Origin of the sequence: Paenibacillus oceani, assembly GCF_014705615.1 — a bacterium.
Taxonomy (GTDB): domain Bacteria; phylum Bacillota; class Bacilli; order Paenibacillales; family NBRC-103111; genus Paenibacillus_AB; species Paenibacillus_AB oceani.
Window position 1 is genome coordinate 25162 of the sequence record NZ_JACXJA010000028.1, and the last position, 24013, is coordinate 49174.

A 24013-nucleotide genomic window follows, 5' to 3' on the forward strand; every position below is an offset into this window, starting at 1 on the left:
GCGATAACTATTACTAGGGATTAATTTCCAATCATCGGGGGGAGTTAGATGAATACTGCCGGAGTGAAGATCAGCTTGGACATCCGGGTGATCATGAGACAGATGGGCGTTACGGGATACGTCGAGAAGGAACAGCCGAAACAGCCGAAACCGCCGAAACCGCCGCTCGCGGTGCAGACGGATTGTACGACGTATACAGTGGACGGACTGCCGGCCGTTCTCTAGTTGGATTTTGCAGGATTGAAGTGCAGGGAGCGCGTTGCCGCTCCTGAACAGGCTTCGGAAAGAAAACCTCGGTTAACCTTTTACTACCCGCATTTACATCCGCTGAAACACAGTCGTTCTCCCTCAGGACGATTGTCGTTTTTATATAGAAAGCAGCATCCACGGGCAACTCGCTACATCGGGTACATCGTCAGGATTAGGATCTAGCAGTTCGAGGCGGATAAATTCGGCAAAAGAGTGCGGCCCCCACCAACAGGTTGAAATAAGGGGGGCTTTTCCAAACGAAAGGACTTCAACCTCCATGGTAATGTGGAGATTGAGGTCCTTTTTCTCAAGGTCATCCGGTTCAAAGTTTGGCTCGAAAAATCGCAAAACAACGTTGGAGACAGACAGCCCGTTTAAATTATTCGTTTTCTGTTTTTTCATTGACAGTCAGTATTTTGTCATGTAAATTATGCATGTAAATAATAATTCCCAGAAGGAGGGAGGCTTCGCCCGAAGCATGGGCCGGACGGATAACGCGCAGCAAGAACCGCAGAACGGCTTCACGTACCGGACAACATGTAACCGCTTGCAAATGCTGTAAACGAACTGCCATTTTGTAAGAGGAGTTGTTCTCAAATATGGGATCTCGCCTTCATTTCAAAGCTATAAGTATGTTGCTGGTTTGCGCACTCCTGCTTTCTTTGTTCGCTTTACCGATTCCAACTTTATCCGCGGAGGCAACTGCCGTGAATGCTGAACAATCTTTGCAGCCGAAAAACCAGGACTTCGAAAGTCAAACGAACGGGAAGCCGTCCGACTGGACGATTTACGACAACAACCAGCTGTATCAGACGTCGACCGAGCAAGTGTATGCCGGCACCTACAGTGCCAAAATCACGAACCTTACCCTGTCGGCGGGGCTGCGCAGCTCCAAAATTCCGGTAACGCCCGGGCAGAACTACGAAGCCTCGGTCATGTCCTACAACGTGGATACGAACTCTTATCTGTATTTGGAGTTTTGGGACGCGGCTGGCAAACGTCTGACTCCGGTCAGCACCAAAGTGAACGATACCCGGGGGCAGTGGGCCAGGACAGAGATCCGGGCCGCCGCGCCGGCCGGGGCTGTTGCCGCCACATTGCTGCTTTATTTGTCCAGCGCCAATAAAGGAACGACTTATTATGACGAAGCCGCATTTCGGGAAGTTACGTCAACCCCTTCGTCGCTGTTCGACCATCTGGTGCCCGCCACCTCCAAGACGCTGTATCAGCTCGGGGATAGCGGCACGGTAGAATGGTACGGCACCCGAACGGACGGATCGCTGCTGGAAGCGGCGGACATCTCGCAAGTGACGTATGCCAGCTCCAATCCCGGCGTATTCGCCGTACATCCGTCAACGGGCGTCTTCCAGGCGCTGTCGGCAGGAAGCAGCGAGATCAAGATCAAAGTGACTGCCGAAGGAACGACGAAGACGACGATCCTGACACTGAGAGCGGACGATTTCAGCGGGAATGTCACGGGCAGCAAAACGAAGAGTACTTACTACACCGACGCCAAACGGGCGAACGCCCAAGCCAATATTGCAGCCTACGACTGGGCGCGGGCCCAGAGAGACTCGGCGGTGACCAGCGCGGCGCCTTATGCGGCGGTTGGCGACGATCAGCTGTGGAGTATCGTGACGCCGCAAAGCGTCTCCCGCAGTCTCGGGATCGCCACGCGGTACAAATTAAGGCAGAAGGGCAGTCCCGATCCGGACGATTCCACGATTAGCAGCTACGGCAATTACCCTTGGAAAATCGATCCGATCCAGTACCCCTGGAAGCTGCAAAGTCCGGTAACCGGACGATTTTTCCCGACCAACGACTTCGCCTCCTTCTACCAGAGCGGGATAAACGAATACGGTGTGTTCGACTACCGGCAGGCCCTGAGCAACGGAGCCCCCTATTTGACGAATACCGGCGACCCGCAATCGGACTGGGGAGTCGACGACGGCTGGGGCTGGACGGAAGCGAATGGCGACATCTGGACCTTTATCGCCTACTACAACCATTGGGGCATTTGGTATAACGGTTTTATTATGAAAGCTCTGAACAGCTTGCGGGATGCTTATCTGTACACGGGCGATGCGGAATATGCCTATAAAGGTCTTATTCTGCTCGACCGGGTGGCCGATCTGTATCCGGACCTCGACGTGACCGCTTATCCGTGGGCCAAAGGATTCGATAACGGCGATCCTTCCGTCCATTCCGCGCAAGGGAAAGCGGTGAACGACATCTGGGAGACCGGACTCGTCAAAAGCCTTCTGTTCGCCTACGACGCCTTTTTCCCGGAGATCGAGGTTCTGGAGGATCGGCTGACCGCCTTTTTGTCGGCCAAGGCGCAGACGTACCAGATGGCGAATCCGAAACATTCCGCGGCGGCGATCCAGAAAAACATCGAAGACCATATCGTGCGCATCGTCTATCCGGGCATGCAGAAGTCGCAGATCCGCGGCAACAACGGGATGCACCAAAGCGCTCTAGCACTGGCAGCGGTCGTGCTCGACGAAGAGGTCGCCTCCAAGATGTGGCTCGATTATGTATTCCAGTCGGGCGGGCTCGTCGTGGTCCAGGACCCGGACCGGCCATACGGCAGACAATATCAGGTGACCGGCGGGGACCTGAACCGGCTGCTGGCGGACGAAGTCGACCGGGACGGGATGGGCAACGAAGCGGCGCCCGGCTACAACGGCTTGTGGCTGAACACGTTTCTGGAAGCGGCTGAGGTTCTGGACGGATACGAGCGTTATCCGGAATTCGATCTGTACCGCAACGTCAAATTTCAGAAAATGTTTTCCGCTTTTTACCGTCTGACGATGCTGGGCAAATATACGCCGTCGATCGGGGATTCCGGCTTTCTAGGCTCGCCTTCTCTGGTTGGAGACAAGAGCCACGATATATTGGCTTTCGAACGGTGGGGCAATCCGCTTCACGCCCAACTGATTTACTTGAAAAACGGCGGCTCGGCAAGCGGTATTCATGGAAGCATCTTCTCCCCGAATCCGGAGCAGGTCGCTGTCGATATCGCGAATGTGATCGCGACGGAAGGCCCGATGCAGCTGGACAGCTCGCTGATGAGCGGCTACGGACTTGCGGCGCTCCGTGACGGAAGCCCTCCTTTTTATGCGAACGGGACTATCTATGAATTTAACGATCTGGAGATCGTCTCCGCGAACCGGGGAACGAAATATTTGCCGAATTACAACGCGCTGCTGTTCCAGAATACGGACGGCGCGGGAGCGGCGATCACGTTCCGGTTTTCCGTACCGGCTGCGGGCGAATACGATATCGACATGCTGCCGAACAAAGCGCCCAGCTACGGCAAATACAAGGTCGACATAGACGGGGTGGACGCAGGCTCGTATGACTTTTACGGCGCTTCGGCTCCGGACAGCTTCTCCACGCTGGCGACCCGGTGGCTGGAGGCGGGCCCGCATACGATCTCGTTCGTCTATGAAGGACAATCGCCGGGAGCGACAGGGTATTATGCGGCGTTCAAGAAGCTGGCTCTGGTCCGTCCGGAAGACAGGGAACGGGAGCAGCAAGCGCAGAAGGATACGCAGAGGGACGTATGGCTTTACTTCGGACGGAACGGCGGGCACGGGCATAAGGATACGCTGAATCTCGGCATTCACGCGTACGGGATGGATCTGGCCCCGGATCTCGGTTATCCGGACGTCACCGGCAGCGATCCGAAACGAATGGAATGGACGGAGAATACGATCTCCCATAATACGGTCGTAGTCGATAAGTCCAAACAGAGCGGCTCGATCGTTGGCATTCCGCATCATTTCGACGGAGACGGGAATGTGCAGCTGGTCGACGTGGAAGCCCCGCGGGTGTATCCGAGTACGGAGACGTACCGCCGGACGACCTCGATGATTCGGGTGGATGAGGAGAACTCGTATGCGGTCGACTTCTTCCGTGTAGAGGGCGGGAGCAGCCATACGTTCAGCTTCCACAGTGCGGATGCGTCGGCGGTAACGGCGGAAGGGCTGACACTCGTCCCGCAGCAGGACGGCAGCGGCCGGTATACAGGCACGTATGCGGGTATCGACGTTCCGTACGGGCGGAAGGAGCCGGGCAGCGGTTCGGGAAGCGGGTACAAGGGCAGTGGGTTCCATTACTTGTTCGATGTGGACCGGGCGGCAAATCCGCAGGCGCCGTTCAGCGTCGACTGGAAAGTGAAGGATACTTGGGGCATTCATCCGGAAGATCCGAACGTTCATCTTCGTCTGACGATGCTTAGCGACGTCGATCAGGTCGCGCTCGCGAGCGGGCAGCCCCCGCAGAATAACGCCAAGAGCCCGCCTTCGGTCCGCTACATGGTGGCCGAGAGACAGGGAGTGGACTTGAAATCGACGTTCACGTCCGTGATCGAGCCGTACCGGAACAGCCGGACGATCGCAGCGGCAGAGCGGCTCAGCGTGTATAAGGACGGGGCGATCGTAACCGATGACGCCGTTCAGGCAGTAAAGGTGCAGCTCGCGAACGGAAGAGTAGATTATATCTTTTATTCGCTGGACCCCAGCGCCGTGTATACGGTGGAGAACCGGCTTCGGTTCCAAGGCTTTTTCGGGGTATATTCGGAACGGGACGGGGCGTACGAGTCGGCTTATTTACATGACGGCACGCTGATCGGACCGATCGGCGGACCGGCTATCCAGAAGCCGTTCGGCAGCTTGAACGGGACAGTCGCCGATTTTACGAAAGACATGTCGCTGAGCAATGAGATCGTCGTGAATCTGGATCTGCGCGGGCTCTCGCCGGAGACGCTGGTCGGCCGGATGATCCATGTCGACAACGACCGGGTGCGCAACGGCACCTACGAGATTGTAGGCGTCTCGCAGGCGCCGGGAGATCAACGGTATCGCCTCGATCTCGGCGACACGACGCCGATCCGCTCTTACCGGGACGCGAACGATTTCAGCAAAGGGTACGTGTACGACATCGCGCAGGGAGCGTCGTTCCGCATCCCGCTGTCTTACCGGGATTCGTACTCGGCGCCGGGCCTTGTCTCGATCCGCCTGGAAGGCGTCACTTCGCCCGCACCGGCGGGCACGGTGCGGCAGACAGTGGTGACGGCCGTGTACGGCAGCGGCGCAGTTGCGGATGCCACCGGCTGGGCGCACTATGAGAGCTCGGACAGCAGTGTGGCCGAATTCGTGAATACGGGACTGCTGCTGCTTAAAAAAGCCGGTACGACCGTGCTGAAGGCGACCTACGGGGAGCTGACGTCGGAGCCGGTCACCTTGCTCGTGACGGGTACGACGAACAGTACGGCCAAGCCGGGCATACCGGTGCTATCGGATAATAACGGTCACGACTACGGCATACTGGACGGCACCTACGACATGACGATGAACTTGTGGTACGGGGAGAACGGCTGGCTCTACAGGCTGTATGAAAACGGCATACTGATCGATACGCAGCCGTTATCCGACCGGACGCCTGCGGCGCAATCCGCGGTTACTCCGATTAGCGGCAAGAACAACGGCACATACCGGTACCATGCCGAGCTTACGAACGCGTACGGCACTACGGTGAGCGCCGAACACATCGTAACCGTGACGGGAGCGACGCCGGGCAAGCCGGTCATCACCCATAACAATTGGGACGGAGACGGCAGCTACCAGGTGAGTATGAATTTATGGTGGGGCACGAATGGAACGGAGTACCGGCTGTACGAGAACGGCGTATTGATCGATACCCGGACTTTGACGGACCGGACGCCTGCGGCGCAGTCGGCCGTTACGAACATCGCGGACCGGGGGCCGGGCACGTATGAATACCGCGCCGAGCTGACCAACGAAGCAGGCGCCGCATCGAGCGACATCCTCATCGTGACCGTCGGCGGGTAAGCGGACGGGATCGGGAAGAGCCGGCCAATCGAGCCGGCTTTTGCCGTCTGTCCGGGTGTGATATGATAAGGCCATATAGACAGGACGGGACACCGCCCCGGGAGCGGGGCCAATCTATGGGGAGGACCGGATGTGAGAGCAGGCTCCAAGAAATACGCGAAATTGCTGCATGATCTGAAGCTGGGGATTATGAGCGGAGAGATGAAGGAGGGCGAATACATCCCTTCCGAGAATACGATCGCCGAGCAATACGGGCTCAGCCGTCCGACCGTCCGCAAGGCGGTTGCGGAACTTGCCGGGGAGGGGCTGATCCGGACGATCGCGGGCAAAGGCAGCGTCGTTCTCGCGCTCGGGGACAGCCCGGGGAACCGGAAGGTGACGCTGCTGAATCTGTACTGGATGCTACCCTCCTACGAGTACCCGATGATCGAGGAAATCGTCGGACGCTTCAACCGGGAGCACGCTCATATTCAAGTCCGGCTCGTGCCGTTCTCCAGCGAGATCACGCCGCTTGTGTACGCGGGATACAAACAGCAGGATATGCAGGAGCTGAAGCCCGATCTGATCAGCATCTCCAACCGGTTTCTGTTCGAGCTTGAAGCGGAGAAGATCGAAGCGGTGCTGCAGCCGCTAACGGATCTTCATCTGGAGACGGGGAACGACATTTACGATTTTTTGTGGAAGCCGGCCAGGCGCGGCGGGCAACTGTTTGCGGTACCGGTTTCCTTCTCCCCGGTTATGCTCGTCTACAACCGGTCGATGTTCGAGGAGGGCGGACTGGACGTTCCGGACGGCGGCTGGACGTGGGACGATTTCGTACAGGCCGCGGTGCGGCTGAGCCGGCAGATCGACGACTCGACCGTTCAGTACGGATTCGCGCTGTCGCCTTCCTTTTACCGGTGGCCGCTGTTTTTTATGCAGGAGGGAGGGCAATTCGCCCGCAGCGGGCAGGCGTTTCCGCCGCTGAACGGAGCCGGGGAGGCCGGCATTCAATTCATCCTCGATTTGATCTACAAGCACCGGGCGGCGCCGCTGCTCCATACGGCTTCGGACCTGAGCGAGCAGATTTTCCAGCAGGGCAAGGTCGGCATGATCTTGTCCACGTATTACCTGTGCACGCTGTACGAGGAGAGCCGGTTCGACTGGGGCGTCTGCAAATTCCCGGCCGGCCGGCACGACCGCTCCCTGGCAATCTCTACGAATATCGGGATCGGCAAAGGGTGCGAGAACGTGCACGAGGCTCGTTATTTCATCCAATACTTGCTGTCGACGCCGATTCAGGCGCTCGTGAAAGAGAGGAGCACGACGCTCCCTGCGGTCCGAACCGTCGCGGAATCCGCCGAGTATCCGCACTCCGCCTTTGCAGGCTCCGGGTATGAGTCGTTCAGGGAGACGCTCGGCGATATCCAATTGGTCAACGATCTGGGCTTGACCTGCGAGCAAGTGACGAAGCTGTCCCGGGCGATGGAGATGGTCTGGTTCCGGACGGAAACGTTCGAGCAGGTCTGGAGGTCATTGGCCCGGGAGTATGGCTAAGCCGGATTTGCTGTCGTTGGGCGCCACCTAACGGCCGATAGATTCGTAGTGTACAAGTACGGCCCTCTTGTTTGTGAAGAGGGCTTTTTTGCAATTCGCCGCGTGCGAAGGAGCATTTCGCCACTTTTCATAAAAATAAACAAGATGTTTGCCGATAATACATGAAGTGGCGGAAATAGACACCTTTCGAAAACTTACAAGCGCGAGGTAATGGACGCGTTCCTCGGGCAGGAAATCGCGGAGGCGGTGATCAGCGTTCCCGCCTACTTCAACGACACGCAGCGCAAGGCGACCAAACGCGCGGCGGAAATTGCCGGCCTGAAGGTGGAGCGGCTGATCAGTGAGCCGACGGCGGCCGCGATTGCGCACGGGCTCCATCAGGAGGAATCGGATACGAAGTTCCTCGTCTTCGACCTGGGAGGAGGTACGTTTGACGTGTCGATCCTGGAGTTTTTCGAAGGCGTGATGGAAGTGAAGTCGATCGCGGGCGACAACTACCTGGGCGGGGAAGATTTCACCAATTTTCGGCATCGAGCCGACCCGCGATGTCACGCACATTAAGCGGCTTACGCCCGAAGGCTGAAAATTCACCATCCCGAGGAGGACGGCGACTACGAGGAAGATGACCGGGAGGACGACTATAAACTTCCAAGGTTCACCCTGCTCGACACGCACGACGAATTCCGGCAGAGTAACACGCCGATCGGGGAGTTTATGGAAGAGGCCGAATCGTTGTACGACGACTTCGCCGCCCGGATTCAGGTGGAACGATGGCAGGAGCTGCTGAGCGCGGACGTCGTCTGGAATGTGGAGCTGAAGCGGACGCTGAGCGATCGGATGGCGGATTTTCTGGAGGAGCGCGATCAGCTTCCGCGCAGCATCTGGCAGTTGCTGGAGGACAATTTCGGATGGCGGAACCAGGCGCAGGAGGAAGCGTATTTCGGCGACCGCTACTCGGATTTCGTCGAGTATTTGACCGGACAGCTCGAAGGGCCCGAGCTGCGCTTTACATTTCTATGCGGCGGGGGAGGACGGGACACCGATACGTTTTTGCGTCTGCGTTACGACGCTTTCCAGTCGCTGCAGGTAACGGGCCAAGTGCTGGATATGCCGCCCCGGCAGCTCCCAGGGCTTGTGCAAGAGATGCTGAAGCTGCCGGGCTTGTCCCTGTATCAAGACGCGGCTACGGTGACGGATCGTCTGATCGACACCCGGATCATTCCGGAGGAGCAGGACCCGAAGCGGACCAAGCTGCCGTTCCGGCTTACTCTGTACGTGATCGTATTGCTGCTGCTGTATGCGTCACTGATTCGCGTGCTTGCGGTAGGTTATAGAGCGGCCTTATATGGAGCAAGACGATTACTGGACCTATCTGCTGCAGATCACGCGTGCCGCACAGCGGTCGTATTCGGGCTGGAGCGAGTACGTGAACGGCTTCGCGGCGGGCGTGCAATATGTGGATGCTGATCTGACCTTCGACTACGTCAGCCGTAACCGGCCCGTTCTGACGAAGCTGCTCGCTTCCCCGCATAGTCCGTATCGGCAAGTCGATTGGAATATGGTGCTGGAGAAGCCTTCCTGAAAAGGCCTGCGCGAATCGCCCGCCGGATTCCGATACAAAGACGCTTCCCTCCCGATGATTCATCAGGATGGGAAGCGTCTTTGCGTTGGTACGGAAAGCGATAAGTTCTGTGTAAGGAGGGGGAAGGCCACAGGCCAGCCGGTCAGAACATGCTCCAATCGTACCGCTCGGAGAGCAGTCGGAGCAGGTGGACGCCTGCCGTGCTGTTGCCCTTGTCGTTAAGCGCCGGTCCGATGATGCCGATGCCGAGCTCGCCCGGGACGAGCGCCAGAATGCCGCCGGCTACGCCGCTTTTGGCGGGGATGCCGACCTGGATGGCGAATTCGCCGGAAGCGTTGTACATGCCGCACGTCACCATGAACGACTTGGCGATTCGAACGTACCGTTTCGGGATCAGCTCGCGGCCGGTGAACGGGTCGGCGCCGTCATTTGCCAGAACGAGCCCCATGCGGGCGACCTGGGCGCATGTAACCTCGATGGCGCATTGACGGAAGTAAACGTCCAGTGTCGGTTCGACTTCCTCGTCAAGCACTTTGTTATCTTTCAGAAAATAAGCGAGCGACCGGTTGCGGTTCGCCGTCTCCGCTTCGGAGCGGTAGACGTGTTCGTTAATCGAAGGTCCTTCGTCTCCCGCCAGCTCGCGGATGAACCGGACGATGCGCTCCGCTTTGTGTTCCGGGCTGTCTCCCCGGATGAGCGAGGAGATGACGATCGCTCCCGCGTTGATCAGCGGATTGAACGGCTTGCCGGGCTGGACGAGCTCCAGCTTCAGCATCGAGTTGAAGACGTCGCCGGTCGGCTCCATGCCTACTTTCTCGAATACGGCTTTTTCGCCGCGGTCCATGAGGGCCAGCAGCAGCGTGAATACTTTGGAGATGCTTTGCAGAGTAAAAGGCATACCGGCGTCACCCGCAGAGATAACGGCTCCGGACTTATGGTGCAGCGTGATGCCGAGCGCTTGCTGCGGTGCATGAGCGAGCTCCGGAATATAAGTGGCGACCCGGCCCTCTGCGGCATAAGCGCGGTACGCTTCGACCCAGTCGGGCAAATTGTCGGTCAAATCTTGGAATGCGGCTACGGAACTCATTGCGGATTCTCCTTCGGCTGGTGCTGTCTTGCTTTCATTATACATGGCCCGGCGGAGTCTCCGGAACAACTTTTTGGGTGTTCCAAATCGCTCTAGCGGATGGAGTTACTTGGCGTCTTCGTTCAGCGAGTCGACGAGCCGATCGACTTCCGGAGAAACGCTGCTTTTTTTCGTCAACCAGCCGATTCCGATAAACAGCACGGCGGAGACGACGACCGGAGAGGCGACCAGCACGGCGGTGGAGGCGTTCTCCATGATATATTTCACGTACCCGAACGTCAGCAGGCCGCCGGCCCAGGATAGGATCGCCGCCGCCGAGCCGCTTCGCTTGAAGGCCGGCAGCAGGCCGAGCAGCATCGGGATCGAGATGGGGCCGACGAGGGCGCCGAACCAGGTGATCAGCAGGCTGAGGATGCCGCCGAAGTTTTGCTGGTTGATGGCGACGATCAGCGTCAGCGTCGTGAAGACGACCAGCGTTACGCGTGCGGCGAGCAGCGACGCTTTGCCGCTCATCGTACGGAGCCTGCCGAACAGTTTCGGCAAAATGTCGCGGGTGACGACGGCCGTAATCGCGTTCGCATCCGATGTGGTCATCGCCATCGTATGGGCGAACATCGAGGCGAGCACAAGCCCGATCAACCCGGGTGGCAGCAGGTCCATCGCCATAATCGAGTACGACTGGTTCGGATCGGCCAGAGACGGATAAAACACCGGAGCGGCCCACATCGGAAAAAACAGAATGAGCGGCCAGATCAAATATAGCGCGGAGGACAAATAAGCGGCTTTGCGCGCTTCTCTGCCATTCGGAGCCGCTATGAACCGCTGGGCCAAATTCCACGTGCCGCCGTTGTAGCTGAGGAAATTGATCAGCAGGTAGGCGAGCACGAAGCCGAGCGTATACGGTCCGGCGAACGCATCGTTATGGGTCGGCGGCAGACGGTCCCACAGGTCGACGATCGAGCCGAGACCGCCGAGCTTGATCAGCACGATGACGAACATCGCGAGTCCCGCAACGAGCTGGACGATGAACTGGGCAAAGTCGGTCAGCGCGTCCGCCCACAATCCGCCGATCGTGATGTAAAACAGCGAGAGCACGCCGGAGACGATAATGCCGGTCGTCAGCGGCACCCCGGCGAACACATTTAAAATAACGGCGATGGCGGCCCACTTGGCGCCTACGTCGAACAGCTTCAGCAACACGCCGCTCCATGCCATAATTTGCTGAGTCGGCACGTTATACCTTGCCGCCAAATATTCCGTAGGCGACTCGATCTGAAGCTGCTGCCGCAGCCGGGACCAGCGCGGGGCGATCCAGCGCGCGCCGAAGAAGACCGCCACCGCGACCGGTACGGCCCACCAGATATAAAGCGTAAAGCCGTACTTGTAGGCGACGCCCGCGTAAGCGACGAACACGGCGGCGCTGTAGCCGGACATATGGTGGGAAATGCCCGCTAACCACCACGGCATCCGGCCGCCTGCAGTGAAGAAATCCCGGGTTCCCTTCACCTGGCGGTACGACCATAATCCGATCCCGACCATGAGCAGGAAATAGAGCCCCATGACAACCCAATCCAGCGTGTGCATGCGATCCTCTCCTTTTAAGATAGGAATAGCGCTTATCCGAAAGCGCATTACTAGAGCATATCGGATTTTCGTCCTTTCATGACAGCTTATTCGGTTTGGGCCGGAGGGCGGGAGGGGAGTATGCATACGAAGGGCGCCGCCGTTGTGCACGCCGCCAAACGATGGTACAGTACTAACAGCAGGATCAAAATCCATACTATAGCGAGGATTGCAGCTGTGAGAACCGGTAGAATCAAACGTATGTTGGCTTTTAGCTTGCTTCTGAGTCTTAGCCTGCCTGTGCAGGCCGTATTGGCGTCTGCGGCGGGTGCCGCCGCCTCCGGCGCTCCCGTGATATGCATCGATCCGGGACATCAGTTGCGAGGCAATAATCAATTGGAATCGGTCGGACCCGGCTCTTCCGAGAAGAAGCCGAAAGTATCGTCCGGTACGCGCGGCGTCGCGACCGGCAAGCCGGAATACGTGCTGACGCTGGAAGTGTCGAAGCGGATCCGAGACAAGCTGGAGGCGCTAGGATACCAAGTGGTGATGACGCGAGATACGCATGAGGTCGACATCAGCAACAAGGAGAGAGCGGAGCTGGCTAATGGAGCGGGAGCGGATCTGTTTTTGCGCATTCATGCGGACGGCTCCACCTCGCCCAAAGCGAAGGGAGCCTCGGTCTTGTATCCGGCGTTATCGGTGGCCGTATCGAATGAGCAATATTCGCTCAGCAAGACGGCGGCGGAGATCGTGCTGACGGATCTGGTGGCTGCGACGCAGGCGAATTCGCGGGGGACGGTAGCGCGCGACGATTTGTCCGGCTTCAATTGGTCTGAAGTGCCGAACATCCTGATCGAGATGGGCTTCATGAGTAATGCCGAAGAGGACCGGCTGCTTGCGACGGAGGCGTATCAGGAGAAGATGGCGGAAGGGATTGCGGCGGGCGTGCACCGGTATATGACGGACGCAGCGGGCAAATCTCCCTGGGATCCGCAGCCGTTCGAGCAGCCGTTGACGCTGCTGGGCGATACGGATCTGTATGACCGGGTTAGCGGCAGGTTAACGCCCGTAGGCGCCTACCTCGGTCCGCAAACCGTATCGGCCCGGGAGCGAGCGGGCGACTGGTACCGGATCGACACATGGCTCGGCAGCAACTGGGTCCGCGTGCCGAAGGCGGTAACCGGACAGATCGGGAGCGAGACGCAGTTGGTCGAGTTCACGTCGGTCACGTCCTTCCGCCGATTGCCTTTTGCGGACGAGCCTGCTATGGGCGAGCTGTCTCCGCAGACGGTGCAAGCTTTCGAGAGCTGGAACGGCTGGCTCCATATCCGGACGTGGCTCGGCGACGCCTGGGTGCAGGCGCCATGACCGGCGCGCTGTTATAGCAAGAGTAGCGGTTAGGCCATACAACCCAAAACCCCCGAACGCCGTGTGTTACGGCAGATCGGGGGTTTTGGTCATTTCGGCTCTTGTCCGGTGCCAATGCGACGACTCGTACTCTTTCTGGAACGTCCAGTATTGGATGATTGCAAAGGCGGAGAACATAAGTAGTACGATGATGATGGTATAGTCGCTCAAATAATACAAAAAATTAAAGCTGGAGAGTGCTCCGTACCCTGCAAATGTTAGCAGCAGCAGTTTCAGGTTGGTTCCCCTCAGCCGTACCCTCGTAATTTCGTTCGGGGTCACAAAGGAAAACCCGAGACGATATTTCAAGGCAAACCCGATGACGATAAATGCGACTGCAGCCGTTACGGCTTGCGCCAAGTAAGCGAGAGCCGTTCCAGGATTGATCATAATGCCGAGAAGCTCGTACACATAAAAGACGATCGATTGTATTGCGGCATAACCTAAATACCCATTCACTACGCATAAGCCGGCATAATAGACAGGCACTTTGAAGAAGAGCCAAAAAAAGAGAAAAACGAATAAGGGCTGAATAAGCGTGGCCAGTATATCGATGTCCAGATACTCAAACAAAACTAAGGAAATAATCGACAACAATAAGGCGGTAATTCCGACCTGAGCCGCATAGTCCCGCATGGGGAATCGATAAATCGAAAACGTAAGCAGAATCAATGCGATCCATTCGAGCATGGAAAAGAACAGGAATATCAAAGCGCTCATTATGTTTCTCCGTATCGGTTAAGGTTATCGAAAAGGCCGCTGCATGAAGTGAAAAAACCGACATCAGGAATGTCGGTCCAATGCAGCAATCGTGCTCATGTTGTGAAAATCCGGTATTGAGTCGTCATTCTTATATGTGAAAGCCGTACGGATAGGAGCGGCTTAATCTGCGTGAAGGAGATTCTACATATTGAAGCCGTCATCCGTCAGCTTTTTGGGCTTCTGGATGATTTCGATAATATCTTTTTTCACTTTATTTTTTTCTCTGTTCGAGATTGTAGCAAATTTGCTTTTATTTGTAAGTTCGGCATCAAAAAAAACGAGCGCGCGCTCTTCATCAAAGTGAGTTATTTTGTTCATATTCACCAAGTTGTTGCGGTCCAGCCTTTGAAAACCGTGTTCCAGTACATGCGGCTCTAGTGTAGAAATGTTCCAGGCCAAAGGGTAGTAAACCTCTTCGGTTGTATGAAAGGTTACGCTGCGGTTATGTACTTCTATTTTAACAATGTCTTCTATATCAAGCATGATGACTCGACCATTGTTATCCGGATCGTGAGTAACGGGATACTTCATTATAGTGTCAACTCCAGCAAAAAGGGTAGGCTGTCAGAAGGCTCTGACAGCCTTAATCAAAGATTACTTCTTCAATTCCTCCGGTATTTCTGGACGATGAGTCGAAGGAGAGGCAGTCTGCACGAAGCAACGAGCTACAAGATCAAGGACATGGGCGACTACGTTTGCTGCTTTTTGTACCATCGGTTTACACCTCCTTCCATCGAAACAATAGAATGCCTTGGATTAGAAACACGGATGCGATCACAGAGGAGTGGAAGAAAAAATTGCTGCATATGAGTAAGACGGAAGCAGCCTTCATTAAAGGATAGTATTTTTCCGGCATCGTGTGGTATCCGCGCAAGTTGGAAGGAGCCAGAAGAGCTGCCAGGATGAGAGCGGCGATCGTAAAGGCTGTACTCCACATATCAGGCAAGCTGACATGTGGAGGAACGGCGGTTATAACGACCATCGTGATCATACATGGGATCGGGGACTGGAAGTGGAAGCCGCCCGACAAGAGCCGCAGAACTACGAAAAAGGTTATGGCCGTTAAGGTTTCCAGAAACTTGCCCGTCAACAGACCGATCAATAAGGAGACGACCACCGGTATCGTAAAGTTGATGATGATAATCAGGGCAAATTTCATCACCGGGATACTTACCGTTATGTTTTCATTGGTGTTTTTAATGGATCGGGCGATTTTCTCGGACCAGGCTTCAATGATCATCGGAAAACTCCTTTTTCAGTACCCAATATTGTAAGAGGACTAGAGATACTGTAATCGGAATAATAATAAACTGGGTGTAGTTGCCCAAAAAGTATAAGAAATTAAAGCTGGTTAAAGCCAGATAACCCATAATCGTAAACAGCAAAAGTCTGGTATTGATTTTGGTGAACTTAATATTCGAGTTCGGGTAATACGGAACAAAGGTGTACCCGATCCGGTATTTATAAATAGCGTACGCAACCAATAAAGCTACAAGGGCCGTGACCGATTGATTGGCAAAGCTGATCGTCGTATCCGGAACGACGAGGATCGAACCCAACTGTTGCAAGACGATATACGATATCGATGTAAGGAAAATATAAGCCAAATAGCCGTTGGTCATAATCAGTCCGGCATAAAAGGCGGGGATACGGAACATTTGCCAATAAAAAATAAACACGATCGGAGGCTGCAGGAAGGTCGCATATCCTACCAGATCTAAGGCGACTATTAGTATATAAGAAAGTAGAGACAGCAAAAACGATGTGAAAACGATTTGTCCACGGAATCCCCTGATCTCGATCTTGAACATCGTGAAGGACAGGATAATCAGCGAAAACCATTCCAGCATCGAAAAAGCCATGAACGATAAAGCTTCCATAATGACTCCCCAATCTGCATCTGTGAGATCGTTTCCAGTCCAGTATACTATAAGCCGATAGAACTATAAAGCAAAATAATGGGAACCTGATAGATTTTGTAAATTCATGAGTAATCATTATAATTTTGGTCGAATATTGGGGTCGAACTATGACAACTACTCTGATTTATAACGATTACTAGCACGCTTCTGAGATAAATCAACCCGGCTGAACGGGTGTCTGCCCAAGGGTTTGCGAGCAGAAAATCAAGCTGGAAAAATAATCGTAGCCAGAAAGTTCATCTTTTGATCATATACTTCATGTTCAAAAAAATAGCTTTATGATTACATAGAACTGAACTTGCTAACGTATATAAAAGAAGTAGCGGAAGCGAATAGTAGGAGGGTGTAAATTTCATGGCAAACGGAAAATTGAGAATCGGCATTATCGGTACAGGCGGAATCGCCAACGGCAAACATATGCCGGGACTGGCTAAAGTTAAAAATGCGGAAATGGTAGCATTTTGCGACATCGTGGAGGAGCGCGCTCAGGAAGCGGCTAAGAAATACGGCGCGGAAGGTGCGAAAGTATATACGGATTACCGTCAACTGCTTGAGGACAAAACGATCGACGTCGTTCACGTCTGTACGCCTAACGATTCTCACGCGGAGATTTCCATCGCTGCTATGGAAGCAGACAAGCACGTTATGTGCGAAAAGCCGATGGCCAAAACGGCCGAAGGCGCCCGCCGTATGGTGGAGACCGCAAAAAGAACGGGCAAAAAGCTCACGATCGGATATAACAACCGGTACCGTCCGGACAGCCTCCATATGAAGCAAGTGGCTGAAAGCGGCCAGCTCGGCGAGATCTACTACGCCAAAGCTCTGGCAATCCGCCGGCGCGCGGTTCCGACCTGGGGCGTATTCCTGGACGAAGAGAAACAAGGCGGCGGTCCGCTTATCGATATCGGCACGCACGCTCTCGACCTGACGCTCTGGATGATGGACAACTACAAGCCGGTCAGCGTGACGGGCTCGGTATTCCACAAGCTCGGCAGCCGGGAAAATGCGGCTAACGCATGGGGCCCGTGGGACCCGAAGAAATTTACGGTAGAGGATTCCGCATTCGGCTTCATCAAGATGGAGAACGGCGCTACGATCGTACTCGAATCGAGCTGGGCGCTCAACACGCTGCAAGTCGGCGAAGCCAAATCCGTACTGTGCGGAACCGAGGGCGGAGCCGATATGGAAGACGGGCTGCGCATCAATGGCGAGCAATTCAGCCGTCTGTTCGACACGAAAGTGAAAACGGACGCCGGCGGCGTAGCGTTCTACGACGGCAAGAAGGAAGGCAGCGGCGATATGGAAGCGCGCTTGTGGGTTGAAGCGCTGTTGGAAGGCAAAGAGCCGCTCGTTAAGCCGGAGCAAGCGCTTGTCGTAACAGAAATTCTTGAAGCGCTGTATGAATCCGGCCGTACCGGCAAAACCGTTTATTTGAACCAATAATCGGCGCAAGCTGCTGTTATCACGTACATGCTACTTTCAGCGAAAGGCTTCGCCCCGAAGCCTTTCGTATAACCGGGAAGGAGGATATCCGCTATGAAACTTGGCGTATTTACCGTATTGTTCTCCGGCCGTCCGTTCGAGGAGGCGCTGGATTATATCGCCTCCAAAGGACTGGAAGCGGTCGAGATCGGCACGGGCGCATATCCGGGCAACGCTCACTGCGATCCGGATACGCTGCTCGCCGACGCGTCCAAGCTCAAGGCGTTCAAGCAGGCGGTCGAATCCCGCGGGCTCACGATCAGCGCTCTTAGCTGCCACGGCAATCCGCTCCATCCGCAGAGGCATATCGCGAAGGAGTTCCACGATACGTTCGTGAAGACGGTCGATCTGGCGCAGCGCCTGGAAGTTCCGGTGGTCAACACGTTCTCCGGCTGTCCGGGGGATTCCGACGATGCGAAATACCCGAACTGGCCGGTAGCTCCATGGCCGAACGATTACCAAGAGCTGCTGACGTGGCAGTGGGAGACCAAAGTCATCCCTTACTGGACGGAGTGGGGACGTTACGCCTCGGAGCGTAATGTCAAAATCGGCCTCGAGCTTCACGGGGGTTTCTCCGTGCACAGCCCGGGAACGCTGCTCCGCCTGCGCGAAGCGGCCGGCGAAGTGATCGGCGCGAACCTCGATCCGAGCCATATGTGGTGGCAGGGCATCGATCCGGTCCAGGCGGTTCATATTTTGGGCCGCGCCGGAGCGATTCACCATTTCCACGCCAAAGACACGACGATCGATCCGATCAACGTGAACACACACGGCATTACCGATATGCAGTCGTACTCGCTGATGCTCGACCGGGCTTGGCAGTTCCGTACGGTCGGCTTCGGTCACGATCTGAAAACCTGGGCGGACATTCTGAGCGCCCTTCGTCTGGTCGGCTACGACTATGTCGTCAGCATCGAACACGAAGACGGCCTGATGTCGGTCGACGAAGGCTTCACCAAAGCGGTGACGAACTTGCAGCAAGTATTGCTGCGCGAGCCGCTCGGACAAATGTGGTGGGTATAATCATCGAAGGCGCTTCTCCGATTGGGTTCGGGGGAGCGCTTTTTTTTGTCGTGTACCGTCAGTCGATCCAGTTCATGTCGCCGGCCCGGTATTCCTTCGGGCTCATGCCGTAACGGGCCCGGAACACGCGATAGAAATACGTGTAGCTGTTAAAGCCGGACGTCTCGGCGATTTGCTCCAGCGACATTTTGCTGAATAAGATTCGCTCGCGCGCCACCGACAGACGAATCTGCTGGACGTATTGCATAATCGTCTGATCGAACACCGATTTGAACAAATGGACGGCCCGGGATACGCTTAAATCCACATGTTGCGCGACGTCTTCGATTTTGAGCGGGGAGAGGGCGTTCTCTTCGATGTACCGCTTCATCTCGTAGGCGAGAAACGACCGGCCCTTTTCCTCGGGGGACCGTTGTTCCCGGCTGGCCCGCTCGATTGTCAGGCAGAGCAGACGCATATAGTATTCGGTCATTTCCTTGGCCGGATCTTTGCTGCGCCGATGCTCCAGTATCGTTTGCCGGCACAGATGGAGCACTTCCTTGCTCAGCGGCAGCTTCATATGTCTGGATTTGACCGTGCGGCCCCACCATTCCTCGAGCCACGACCCGCGGCAGAAAAAGTAGTAGTCCCCGCTCGATACTTCATGCTCCCCGCTTGGCTGAAGCTCGGCTTCGATTCTCAGGTCGTAGGCGTCCGTCGGCTTGTACAGCAGCAGATCACCCGGGACGATCAGGCGAACTTCGCCGTCTACGAGGATGCGGCAGCTGCCTTCGACCTGGAATCGGATCAAATAGTTGCGCAGTCCCCGTGTCGTCGCAATATGAAATGGCTTCGTATGATACGAATACCCCGCAGCCAACACTTCGCATTCCGTCACGATTGTTGCCTCCCCTGCTTTTACGCAGCATGTCCGGTTTTTTATCCTGATTGTACCATAGGTGCGGCCGTGTAGAACATGCGGCTGATACTTCGCCCGGTTTGTCCATTAGGTGACGCATGAGTTCGTTATAGAAGTTTTTGCCGGATGAGGAAGGAGGAGTTTCGCGAAGGCGTCTGGAAAGTAGTACATGGGAACAATCGGCGAAAGGGTGAGCGCGCATTGAACATCCGTCCAATCGACAAGGAACACGATAAAAAGCTGCTGCTGGCGCTTCACTGCGAAGTGAACTACGCCTGTGACACGTCGTGGGCGAGGGAACTGCCGTATGAGGAGTACAAGGCGAAATGGATGTCCACGTCGCAGCCGGAGCAGTTTTATTCCGCTATGCTGGAAACGCTGGACGATCCCCGGACGATCGCGGAGTTGGCGGAGGACGACGACGGGCGGCTGATCGGATACGTCTGGTCGACGTTCGCCGATGTGCCGGACTATGCGCTGACGATCGCCGAGATTCGCGATTTCTATATCGCCCCGGATTATCGGAGAGAGGGGTACGGCATGCGGCTGCTGGCCTATGTGGAGGACAGCGTCAGACGAAACGGAGCGAATCTGCTTCGCTCGGAGACGGGGGCGGAGAACGCGGCTTCCCGCTCGCTGCACCGGAAGTACGGCTTCGAGGAGTACCGGACTTGCCTGGAGAAGAGGTTGTAGGTCCGGAGGAACGATAACATCCCATTGCCTGGGAAGGAGAGGAACCGGCTGTGACGGTAAAAGCGGTTTTCCTTGATTTGTATGCATTGGCCCGGACCGGGCGGAGCAGCCGGCGAAAATCATCAGGTGTGAAACGGAGGAGTATGATTGTATAAAGCGGTCATTTTTGATCTGGACAATACGTTGCTGAATTACGACCTGTGCGAATCGGATTCGATGCGCCTGACCGGCCGGAAGCATGGGCTGGAGCGGTGGGAGCGGTTTACTTGGGAGCTGTTCTGGGAAGCTTTCGCCCCGATCAATTGGGTGTACTGGAGCGAGAGGATCGAACGTAAGCTGACGATCCATCAAGTGCTCGAATATTCGTTCCGCGATACGCTGCAGCGGCTGGAGTGGGACGCGGTTCACTCGGTTCCGCTCGCACGCACCTATTGGGAGCACTTCTGCGAGTTATGCCATTTCGAGGACGGGGCCCAGGAGCTGTTGACGGAGCTGCACGGCAGCCGGAAGCTGGCCGTCATCTCCAACGGCATAGGCGAAGCCCAGCGCAAACGGACGGCGAGCGGGAACATCGCCCATCTGTTTGACGCCTTTATCATCTCCGACGAGGTGGGTTTTCTGAAGCCGGACCGGAGTATATTCGAGATTGCGCTTGGGGAGCTCGGGCTGGACCGGACAGAAGTGCTGTACATCGGGGATTCGCTGGAGATCGACGGGGTGGGGGCGGGCAATGCCGGGATCGACTTCTGCTTCTACAACCGTGGCCGGCTGCCGGTTCAGGGCCCGTTCGCGCCTCAGTATGCGATCGAGCGGCTGAGCGAGCTTCCGGCCGTGATCGCCTCCAGAGGCTGAAGCCGTGGCGGCACAGTCCGGAGCGGACTGCGGCAATCGCTAAAAAAAGCAACAATCAAAGCTCTTCGTGCAGGTAAAACGGCACAAGAGCTTTTTCCATTCCGTTAACGATGACGGCGAGGCGGTGTTCGCCCGGGTAATGCTTGCGTGTCGTCAATTGGGCGAAGCTGTGGGTAAAGGTAACGGCGCACGCTCCGGGAGCGTACGTTTTCTCCGGCAGCCTGAACAGCTTGCGAGAGCTGCGGCCGTTGGCCTTGACGAAATCGATGCCGTATTCGATGCGAAGCCGCGCCGGCTCTGCTCCGTGATTCACGAGTGTAAAGCCCATCGACGCGGAGCCCCCGATGTGGATAGGTCCCGGAGTGACCGCCAAGCCGTGAACCTCGATCGCCTCCGCCGGAACGAATCCGAAGAAGCGAAGCGCCTCCGGGTCGCACCGCTTGAGCAGCCCTCTGCAGCCGTGCCGGACGATCCAGTCGGTGTGGGGATGCCGGCCGTACCAGCGGCGGGCGGTCTCCAATACGAGCTCAGGGTGATCCTTGGCAATATCGTTCAAGTTATTGGCTACGCTTCTCCGCACGTACTCCGACTCGTCTTCCTTCAGCAGTTCCAGCAGCTCCAGTACGGGACCGGGGTCCCGCTTGAACTCGTTCAGCGCCATCGCCCACGGCAGGCGCGGCCGGCTTCCTTCACTCGCCAGCCGGCGTATGTGCTCGTCCGGGTCTTCGGTCCACCGCTTCAACCGCTCCAGCATAAGGGCGGGATAGCGGACGATAAACGGCCGGACGGCGAATTCCGAGCTGGAATACCGGGTGAACCAGGCGAGCGTTTCGATCGAGGCTTCGGGGTCTTCCAATCCGTACACTTCCACGAAGTCCGGATACAGCATGTACGGGAGTCCGCGGCTGTCGACGGCGGCGCGTTTCAAAATAACCAGCGTTTCCCGATAATTAGACGGAAGCGTCCCGCGCAGCGATTCGGAGATGCGCCTCATCCGCTGTTTGAGCGCAAGCGACTCCCAGTCACCCGCGTATACGAGCTCCAGAAACGTCCGTTCCGGAAAGGACGGATACTCCGCACGCAGCCTCCCCGTCAACTGCTTGAAAAACGCCTCGTTGTAAATCTCTTTCAACAGCTCGGCCATGTCACGACACGATCCTTTCTCGTTTTATATGAAATGGGAATGCATGTTCTTATTTCTTGCAGTATACCACAGAATGATTACTAAGAGGAGTCCAAGTCGACTTAGCAATCCAGAAGAAACCTTTACACTCATCCCATGTTATCATAAGCACCAGACATAAACTTTTAAGAGTAAAAACCAATACGAGCAGTCGTATTCAGGTGCCGAAAGGAGCAATGTATGGCGAATATCGAGCATTTACAAACCGTGAATGTTCCGGCAGCGAAGGTATATGAAACCTTAACCACCGCTGAGGGATTGTCGGAAGTTTGGACGAATGAACTCATTGTCCGTAATCAGGTTGGCTCCATGAATGAATTTCGATTCGGCGGCCATGACGCGGACAAGATGAGGATCGAGGAACTGATCCCGAATAATCGAATCGTTTGGCGGTGTATGGATTCGGACCCGGAATGGATCGATACGGTTATCTCTTTTGACATCGAAGAGAAGAACGGGAAGTCCTTTGTGACTCTGCGTCATATGAACTGGAAAGAAGTGACGCCCTTTTATCGATCTTGCAATTACAACTGGGCCATATTCCTTTATAGTCTCAAATCCTATTGTGAACAGGGTGAGGGACTTCCTTATCAAAAACGCAAGTTTTAATCGTGCGAACTCACACTGAACGGACAACCAACCGTACAGACCGATTCGTCCTTTATCGCAAGATTATATAGTTAAAACCGCAACGGCCGCCCAAGACTCGAGTTTCAAGTCTCAAACGGCCGTTTTTTCTTTATTTTATCGTTGCGGACTACTCCCGAAATACCCGCAAGAAAGCAGGGGGCACCTTGCTTTCGAAGCGCATCGTTTGGCCGGTGGCGGGGTGCCGGAAGGTGAGGACGTGGGCATGAAGGCCGAGTCGTCCGATCGAGCCGGAGGAAGCGCCGTATTTTTTGTCCCCGACTACGGGATGGCCGATGTCCTGCATATGGACGCGGATCTGGTTTTTCCGTCCGGTCTCCAGCTCTACCTCCAGCAGCGAGAAAAGTTTGCTCGACTTCATCAGCTTATAGCGGGTCACCGCGAGCTGACCGTCGTCCGGCTTCTGGCTGGAATACACGCGCATCGCTTTGTTTTCCTTCAGCCACGACCGGATCGTGCCTTGCTCTTCCCGCACTTCGCCCTCCACCAAAGCTACGTACGTACGCTCCAGAACGGATTCCTGCCACGTGTTCTGCAGCTGCTGCTGGATTTGTTCGCTCTTGGCGAACATCATCACGCCGGATGTGTCGCGGTCCAGACGGTGCACGATGAAGATCCGGCTGCGCGGATCGGCGCGGCGCACGTGATCGGACAGCTGGCGGTAGGCCGTCATCTCTTTTTCCTGCTCGGAGGCGATGGAGAGAAGCCCGGCATCCTTATGCACGACGATCACATCGTCGTCCTCATGGAGGATGGACAAGCCGACCATCTTGTCCGCCTTGACGATCTTCGACCAACTGACGGTTACCTGGTGACCGGGAAGCAGGGGCTGATCGTGCCGGGTTACGGTTCTTCCGTTCACCGACACTTGCCCGCGCGCGAGAATCGACTTGACGGCGTTGCGCCCGTGGCTGCTTAACGATTGAATCAGAAAGGCCAGCAGCTCGTCCGGCTGCTGCACCGTAAGCTCGGTAGCGGGCGGGTGTTTGCTCCAAGGCGCCTTGGCTGGCGTTGCGTTCTTGTGCGGCTTGGCGCCCGCGGCCGTGTCGCCAGCAGGAGGATGCTTGCTCCAGACCGATTGGGCGGCTGCCCGCTTCTGGGGCTTTCCGTCCGGTCTGCTGGTGGAGGGCTGTTTGTCCCAGGTTGCTTTGGCATCCGTACGCTTGCGTTGCTTCTCGTTGGATTGTGCAGCCGGGGCCGGTTTGCCCCATGCGCTTTTGGGCTGTTTGCCAGACGTCCCTGCAGCGGCGGTTGGCTTCCCGAAT

At 56.1% G+C, this 24013-nt stretch carries 22 protein-coding genes and 1 pseudogene; 12 read left to right on the forward strand and 11 right to left on the reverse strand.

What is annotated here, in order from left to right; all coding sequences use genetic code 11:
- The first annotated feature begins 48 nt into the window (after nt 1-48).
- Nucleotides 49-225 carry a hypothetical protein gene (locus IDH45_RS19925; RefSeq protein ID WP_190929887.1) on the forward strand — a complete coding sequence of 59 codons (177 nt, stop codon included), beginning with the start codon at nt 49-51 and terminating at the stop codon, nt 223-225.
- Between the two features lie 141 nt (nt 226-366).
- On the opposite strand, the gene IDH45_RS19930 is transcribed toward IDH45_RS19925, so the two are convergent.
- Nucleotides 367-651: a hypothetical protein gene (locus IDH45_RS19930; protein ID WP_190929888.1), complete on the reverse strand. Its 285-nt coding sequence runs from the start codon at nt 649-651 to the stop codon at nt 367-369.
- Between the two features lie 305 nt (nt 652-956).
- On the opposite strand from IDH45_RS19930, the gene IDH45_RS19935 reads away from it, so the two are divergent.
- From IDH45_RS19935 to IDH45_RS19950, 5 genes and pseudogenes are all read left to right on the forward strand, one after another.
- On the forward strand, nt 957-6107 hold the full coding sequence (locus tag IDH45_RS19935; protein WP_190929889.1) for a heparinase II/III domain-containing protein: 5151 nt from the start codon (nt 957-959) through the stop codon (nt 6105-6107).
- Nucleotides 6108-6239: 132 nt separating this feature from the next.
- Nucleotides 6240-7643, forward strand: coding sequence for an extracellular solute-binding protein (locus IDH45_RS19940; protein WP_190929890.1), 1404 nt, complete (start codon nt 6240-6242; stop codon nt 7641-7643).
- 213 nt (nt 7644-7856) lie between these two features.
- Nucleotides 7857-8162: pseudogene (locus IDH45_RS19945) on the forward strand (Hsp70 family protein); the annotation flags it as partial.
- Between the two features lie 195 nt (nt 8163-8357).
- Entirely contained in the window at nt 8358-9110 is a 753-nt protein-coding gene (locus tag IDH45_RS34185) for a hypothetical protein (protein WP_223836813.1), read from the forward strand.
- Nucleotides 9025-9225 carry a DUF1266 domain-containing protein gene (locus IDH45_RS19950; RefSeq protein ID WP_317891246.1) on the forward strand — a complete coding sequence of 67 codons (201 nt, stop codon included), beginning with the start codon at nt 9025-9027 and terminating at the stop codon, nt 9223-9225. The genes IDH45_RS34185 and IDH45_RS19950 overlap by 86 nt, the downstream gene beginning before the upstream one ends.
- A 142-nt stretch (nt 9226-9367) precedes the next feature.
- On the opposite strand, the gene glsA is transcribed toward IDH45_RS19950, so the two are convergent.
- Nucleotides 9368-10312 (reverse strand): glutaminase A, encoded by a 945-nt coding sequence (glsA, locus tag IDH45_RS19955; RefSeq protein ID WP_190929892.1) that lies wholly within the window; start codon nt 10310-10312, stop codon nt 9368-9370.
- Between the two features lie 105 nt (nt 10313-10417).
- Complete coding sequence (locus IDH45_RS19960; RefSeq protein WP_190929893.1) at nt 10418-11896, reverse strand: sodium:solute symporter family protein; 1479 nt, start codon at nt 11894-11896, stop codon at nt 10418-10420.
- Between the two features lie 216 nt (nt 11897-12112).
- Between IDH45_RS19960 and IDH45_RS19965 the strand changes: the two genes are divergently transcribed.
- A complete protein-coding gene (locus IDH45_RS19965) occupies nt 12113-13246 on the forward strand; it encodes an N-acetylmuramoyl-L-alanine amidase family protein (RefSeq protein WP_317891243.1) in 1134 nt (377 codons plus the stop codon).
- A 66-nt stretch (nt 13247-13312) separates the two neighbouring features.
- On the opposite strand, the gene IDH45_RS19970 is transcribed toward IDH45_RS19965, so the two are convergent.
- The 5 genes from IDH45_RS19970 to IDH45_RS19990 form a co-directional block, all read right to left on the reverse strand.
- Complete coding sequence (locus IDH45_RS19970) at nt 13313-14005, reverse strand: hypothetical protein (RefSeq protein ID WP_190929894.1); 693 nt, start codon at nt 14003-14005, stop codon at nt 13313-13315.
- A 183-nt stretch (nt 14006-14188) separates the two neighbouring features.
- Nucleotides 14189-14578, reverse strand: a complete 390-nt coding sequence (locus tag IDH45_RS19975) for a LytTR family DNA-binding domain-containing protein (protein ID WP_190929895.1) — start codon at nt 14576-14578, stop codon at nt 14189-14191.
- 63 nt (nt 14579-14641) lie between these two features.
- Nucleotides 14642-14761, reverse strand: coding sequence for a cyclic lactone autoinducer peptide (locus tag IDH45_RS19980; protein ID WP_190929896.1), 120 nt, complete (start codon nt 14759-14761; stop codon nt 14642-14644).
- 4 nt (nt 14762-14765) lie between these two features.
- Complete coding sequence (locus IDH45_RS19985) at nt 14766-15287, reverse strand: accessory gene regulator B family protein (RefSeq protein WP_223836814.1); 522 nt, start codon at nt 15285-15287, stop codon at nt 14766-14768.
- Entirely contained in the window at nt 15277-15927 is a 651-nt protein-coding gene (locus IDH45_RS19990) for a hypothetical protein (RefSeq protein ID WP_190929897.1), read from the reverse strand. Before IDH45_RS19990 ends, IDH45_RS19985 begins: the two co-directional genes overlap by 11 nt.
- 396 nt (nt 15928-16323) lie before the next feature.
- On the opposite strand from IDH45_RS19990, the gene IDH45_RS19995 reads away from it, so the two are divergent.
- Together IDH45_RS19995 and IDH45_RS20000 are read left to right on the forward strand one after the other, a co-directional pair.
- Entirely contained in the window at nt 16324-17412 is a 1089-nt protein-coding gene (locus IDH45_RS19995; protein ID WP_190929898.1) for a Gfo/Idh/MocA family protein, read from the forward strand.
- 93 nt (nt 17413-17505) lie between these two features.
- Nucleotides 17506-18474, forward strand: a complete 969-nt coding sequence (locus IDH45_RS20000; RefSeq protein WP_190929899.1) for a sugar phosphate isomerase/epimerase family protein — start codon at nt 17506-17508, stop codon at nt 18472-18474.
- 58 nt (nt 18475-18532) lie between these two features.
- On the opposite strand, the gene IDH45_RS20005 is transcribed toward IDH45_RS20000, so the two are convergent.
- Entirely contained in the window at nt 18533-19351 is an 819-nt protein-coding gene (locus IDH45_RS20005) for a helix-turn-helix transcriptional regulator (protein ID WP_317891244.1), read from the reverse strand.
- A gap of 222 nt (nt 19352-19573) precedes the next feature.
- Between IDH45_RS20005 and IDH45_RS20010 the strand changes: the two genes are divergently transcribed.
- A complete protein-coding gene (locus IDH45_RS20010; RefSeq protein WP_190929900.1) occupies nt 19574-20065 on the forward strand; it encodes a GNAT family N-acetyltransferase in 492 nt (163 codons plus the stop codon).
- A 147-nt stretch (nt 20066-20212) separates the two neighbouring features.
- On the forward strand, nt 20213-20917 hold the full coding sequence (locus tag IDH45_RS20015) for an HAD family hydrolase (RefSeq protein ID WP_190929901.1): 705 nt from the start codon (nt 20213-20215) through the stop codon (nt 20915-20917).
- 55 nt (nt 20918-20972) lie between these two features.
- On the opposite strand, the gene IDH45_RS20020 is transcribed toward IDH45_RS20015, so the two are convergent.
- Nucleotides 20973-22061, reverse strand: a complete 1089-nt coding sequence (locus tag IDH45_RS20020; RefSeq protein WP_190929902.1) for a DNA alkylation repair protein — start codon at nt 22059-22061, stop codon at nt 20973-20975.
- A 219-nt stretch (nt 22062-22280) separates the two neighbouring features.
- Here IDH45_RS20020 and IDH45_RS20025 point away from each other — a divergent pair, with 219 nt between their 5' ends.
- Nucleotides 22281-22709: an SRPBCC family protein gene (locus IDH45_RS20025; RefSeq protein ID WP_190929903.1), complete on the forward strand. Its 429-nt coding sequence runs from the start codon at nt 22281-22283 to the stop codon at nt 22707-22709.
- Between the two features lie 148 nt (nt 22710-22857).
- Here IDH45_RS20025 and IDH45_RS20030 read toward each other — a convergent pair whose 3' ends face one another.
- On the reverse strand, nt 22858-23709 hold the full coding sequence (locus IDH45_RS20030; RefSeq protein WP_317891247.1) for an RluA family pseudouridine synthase: 852 nt from the start codon (nt 23707-23709) through the stop codon (nt 22858-22860).
- Between the last annotated feature and the right edge of the window lie 304 nt (nt 23710-24013).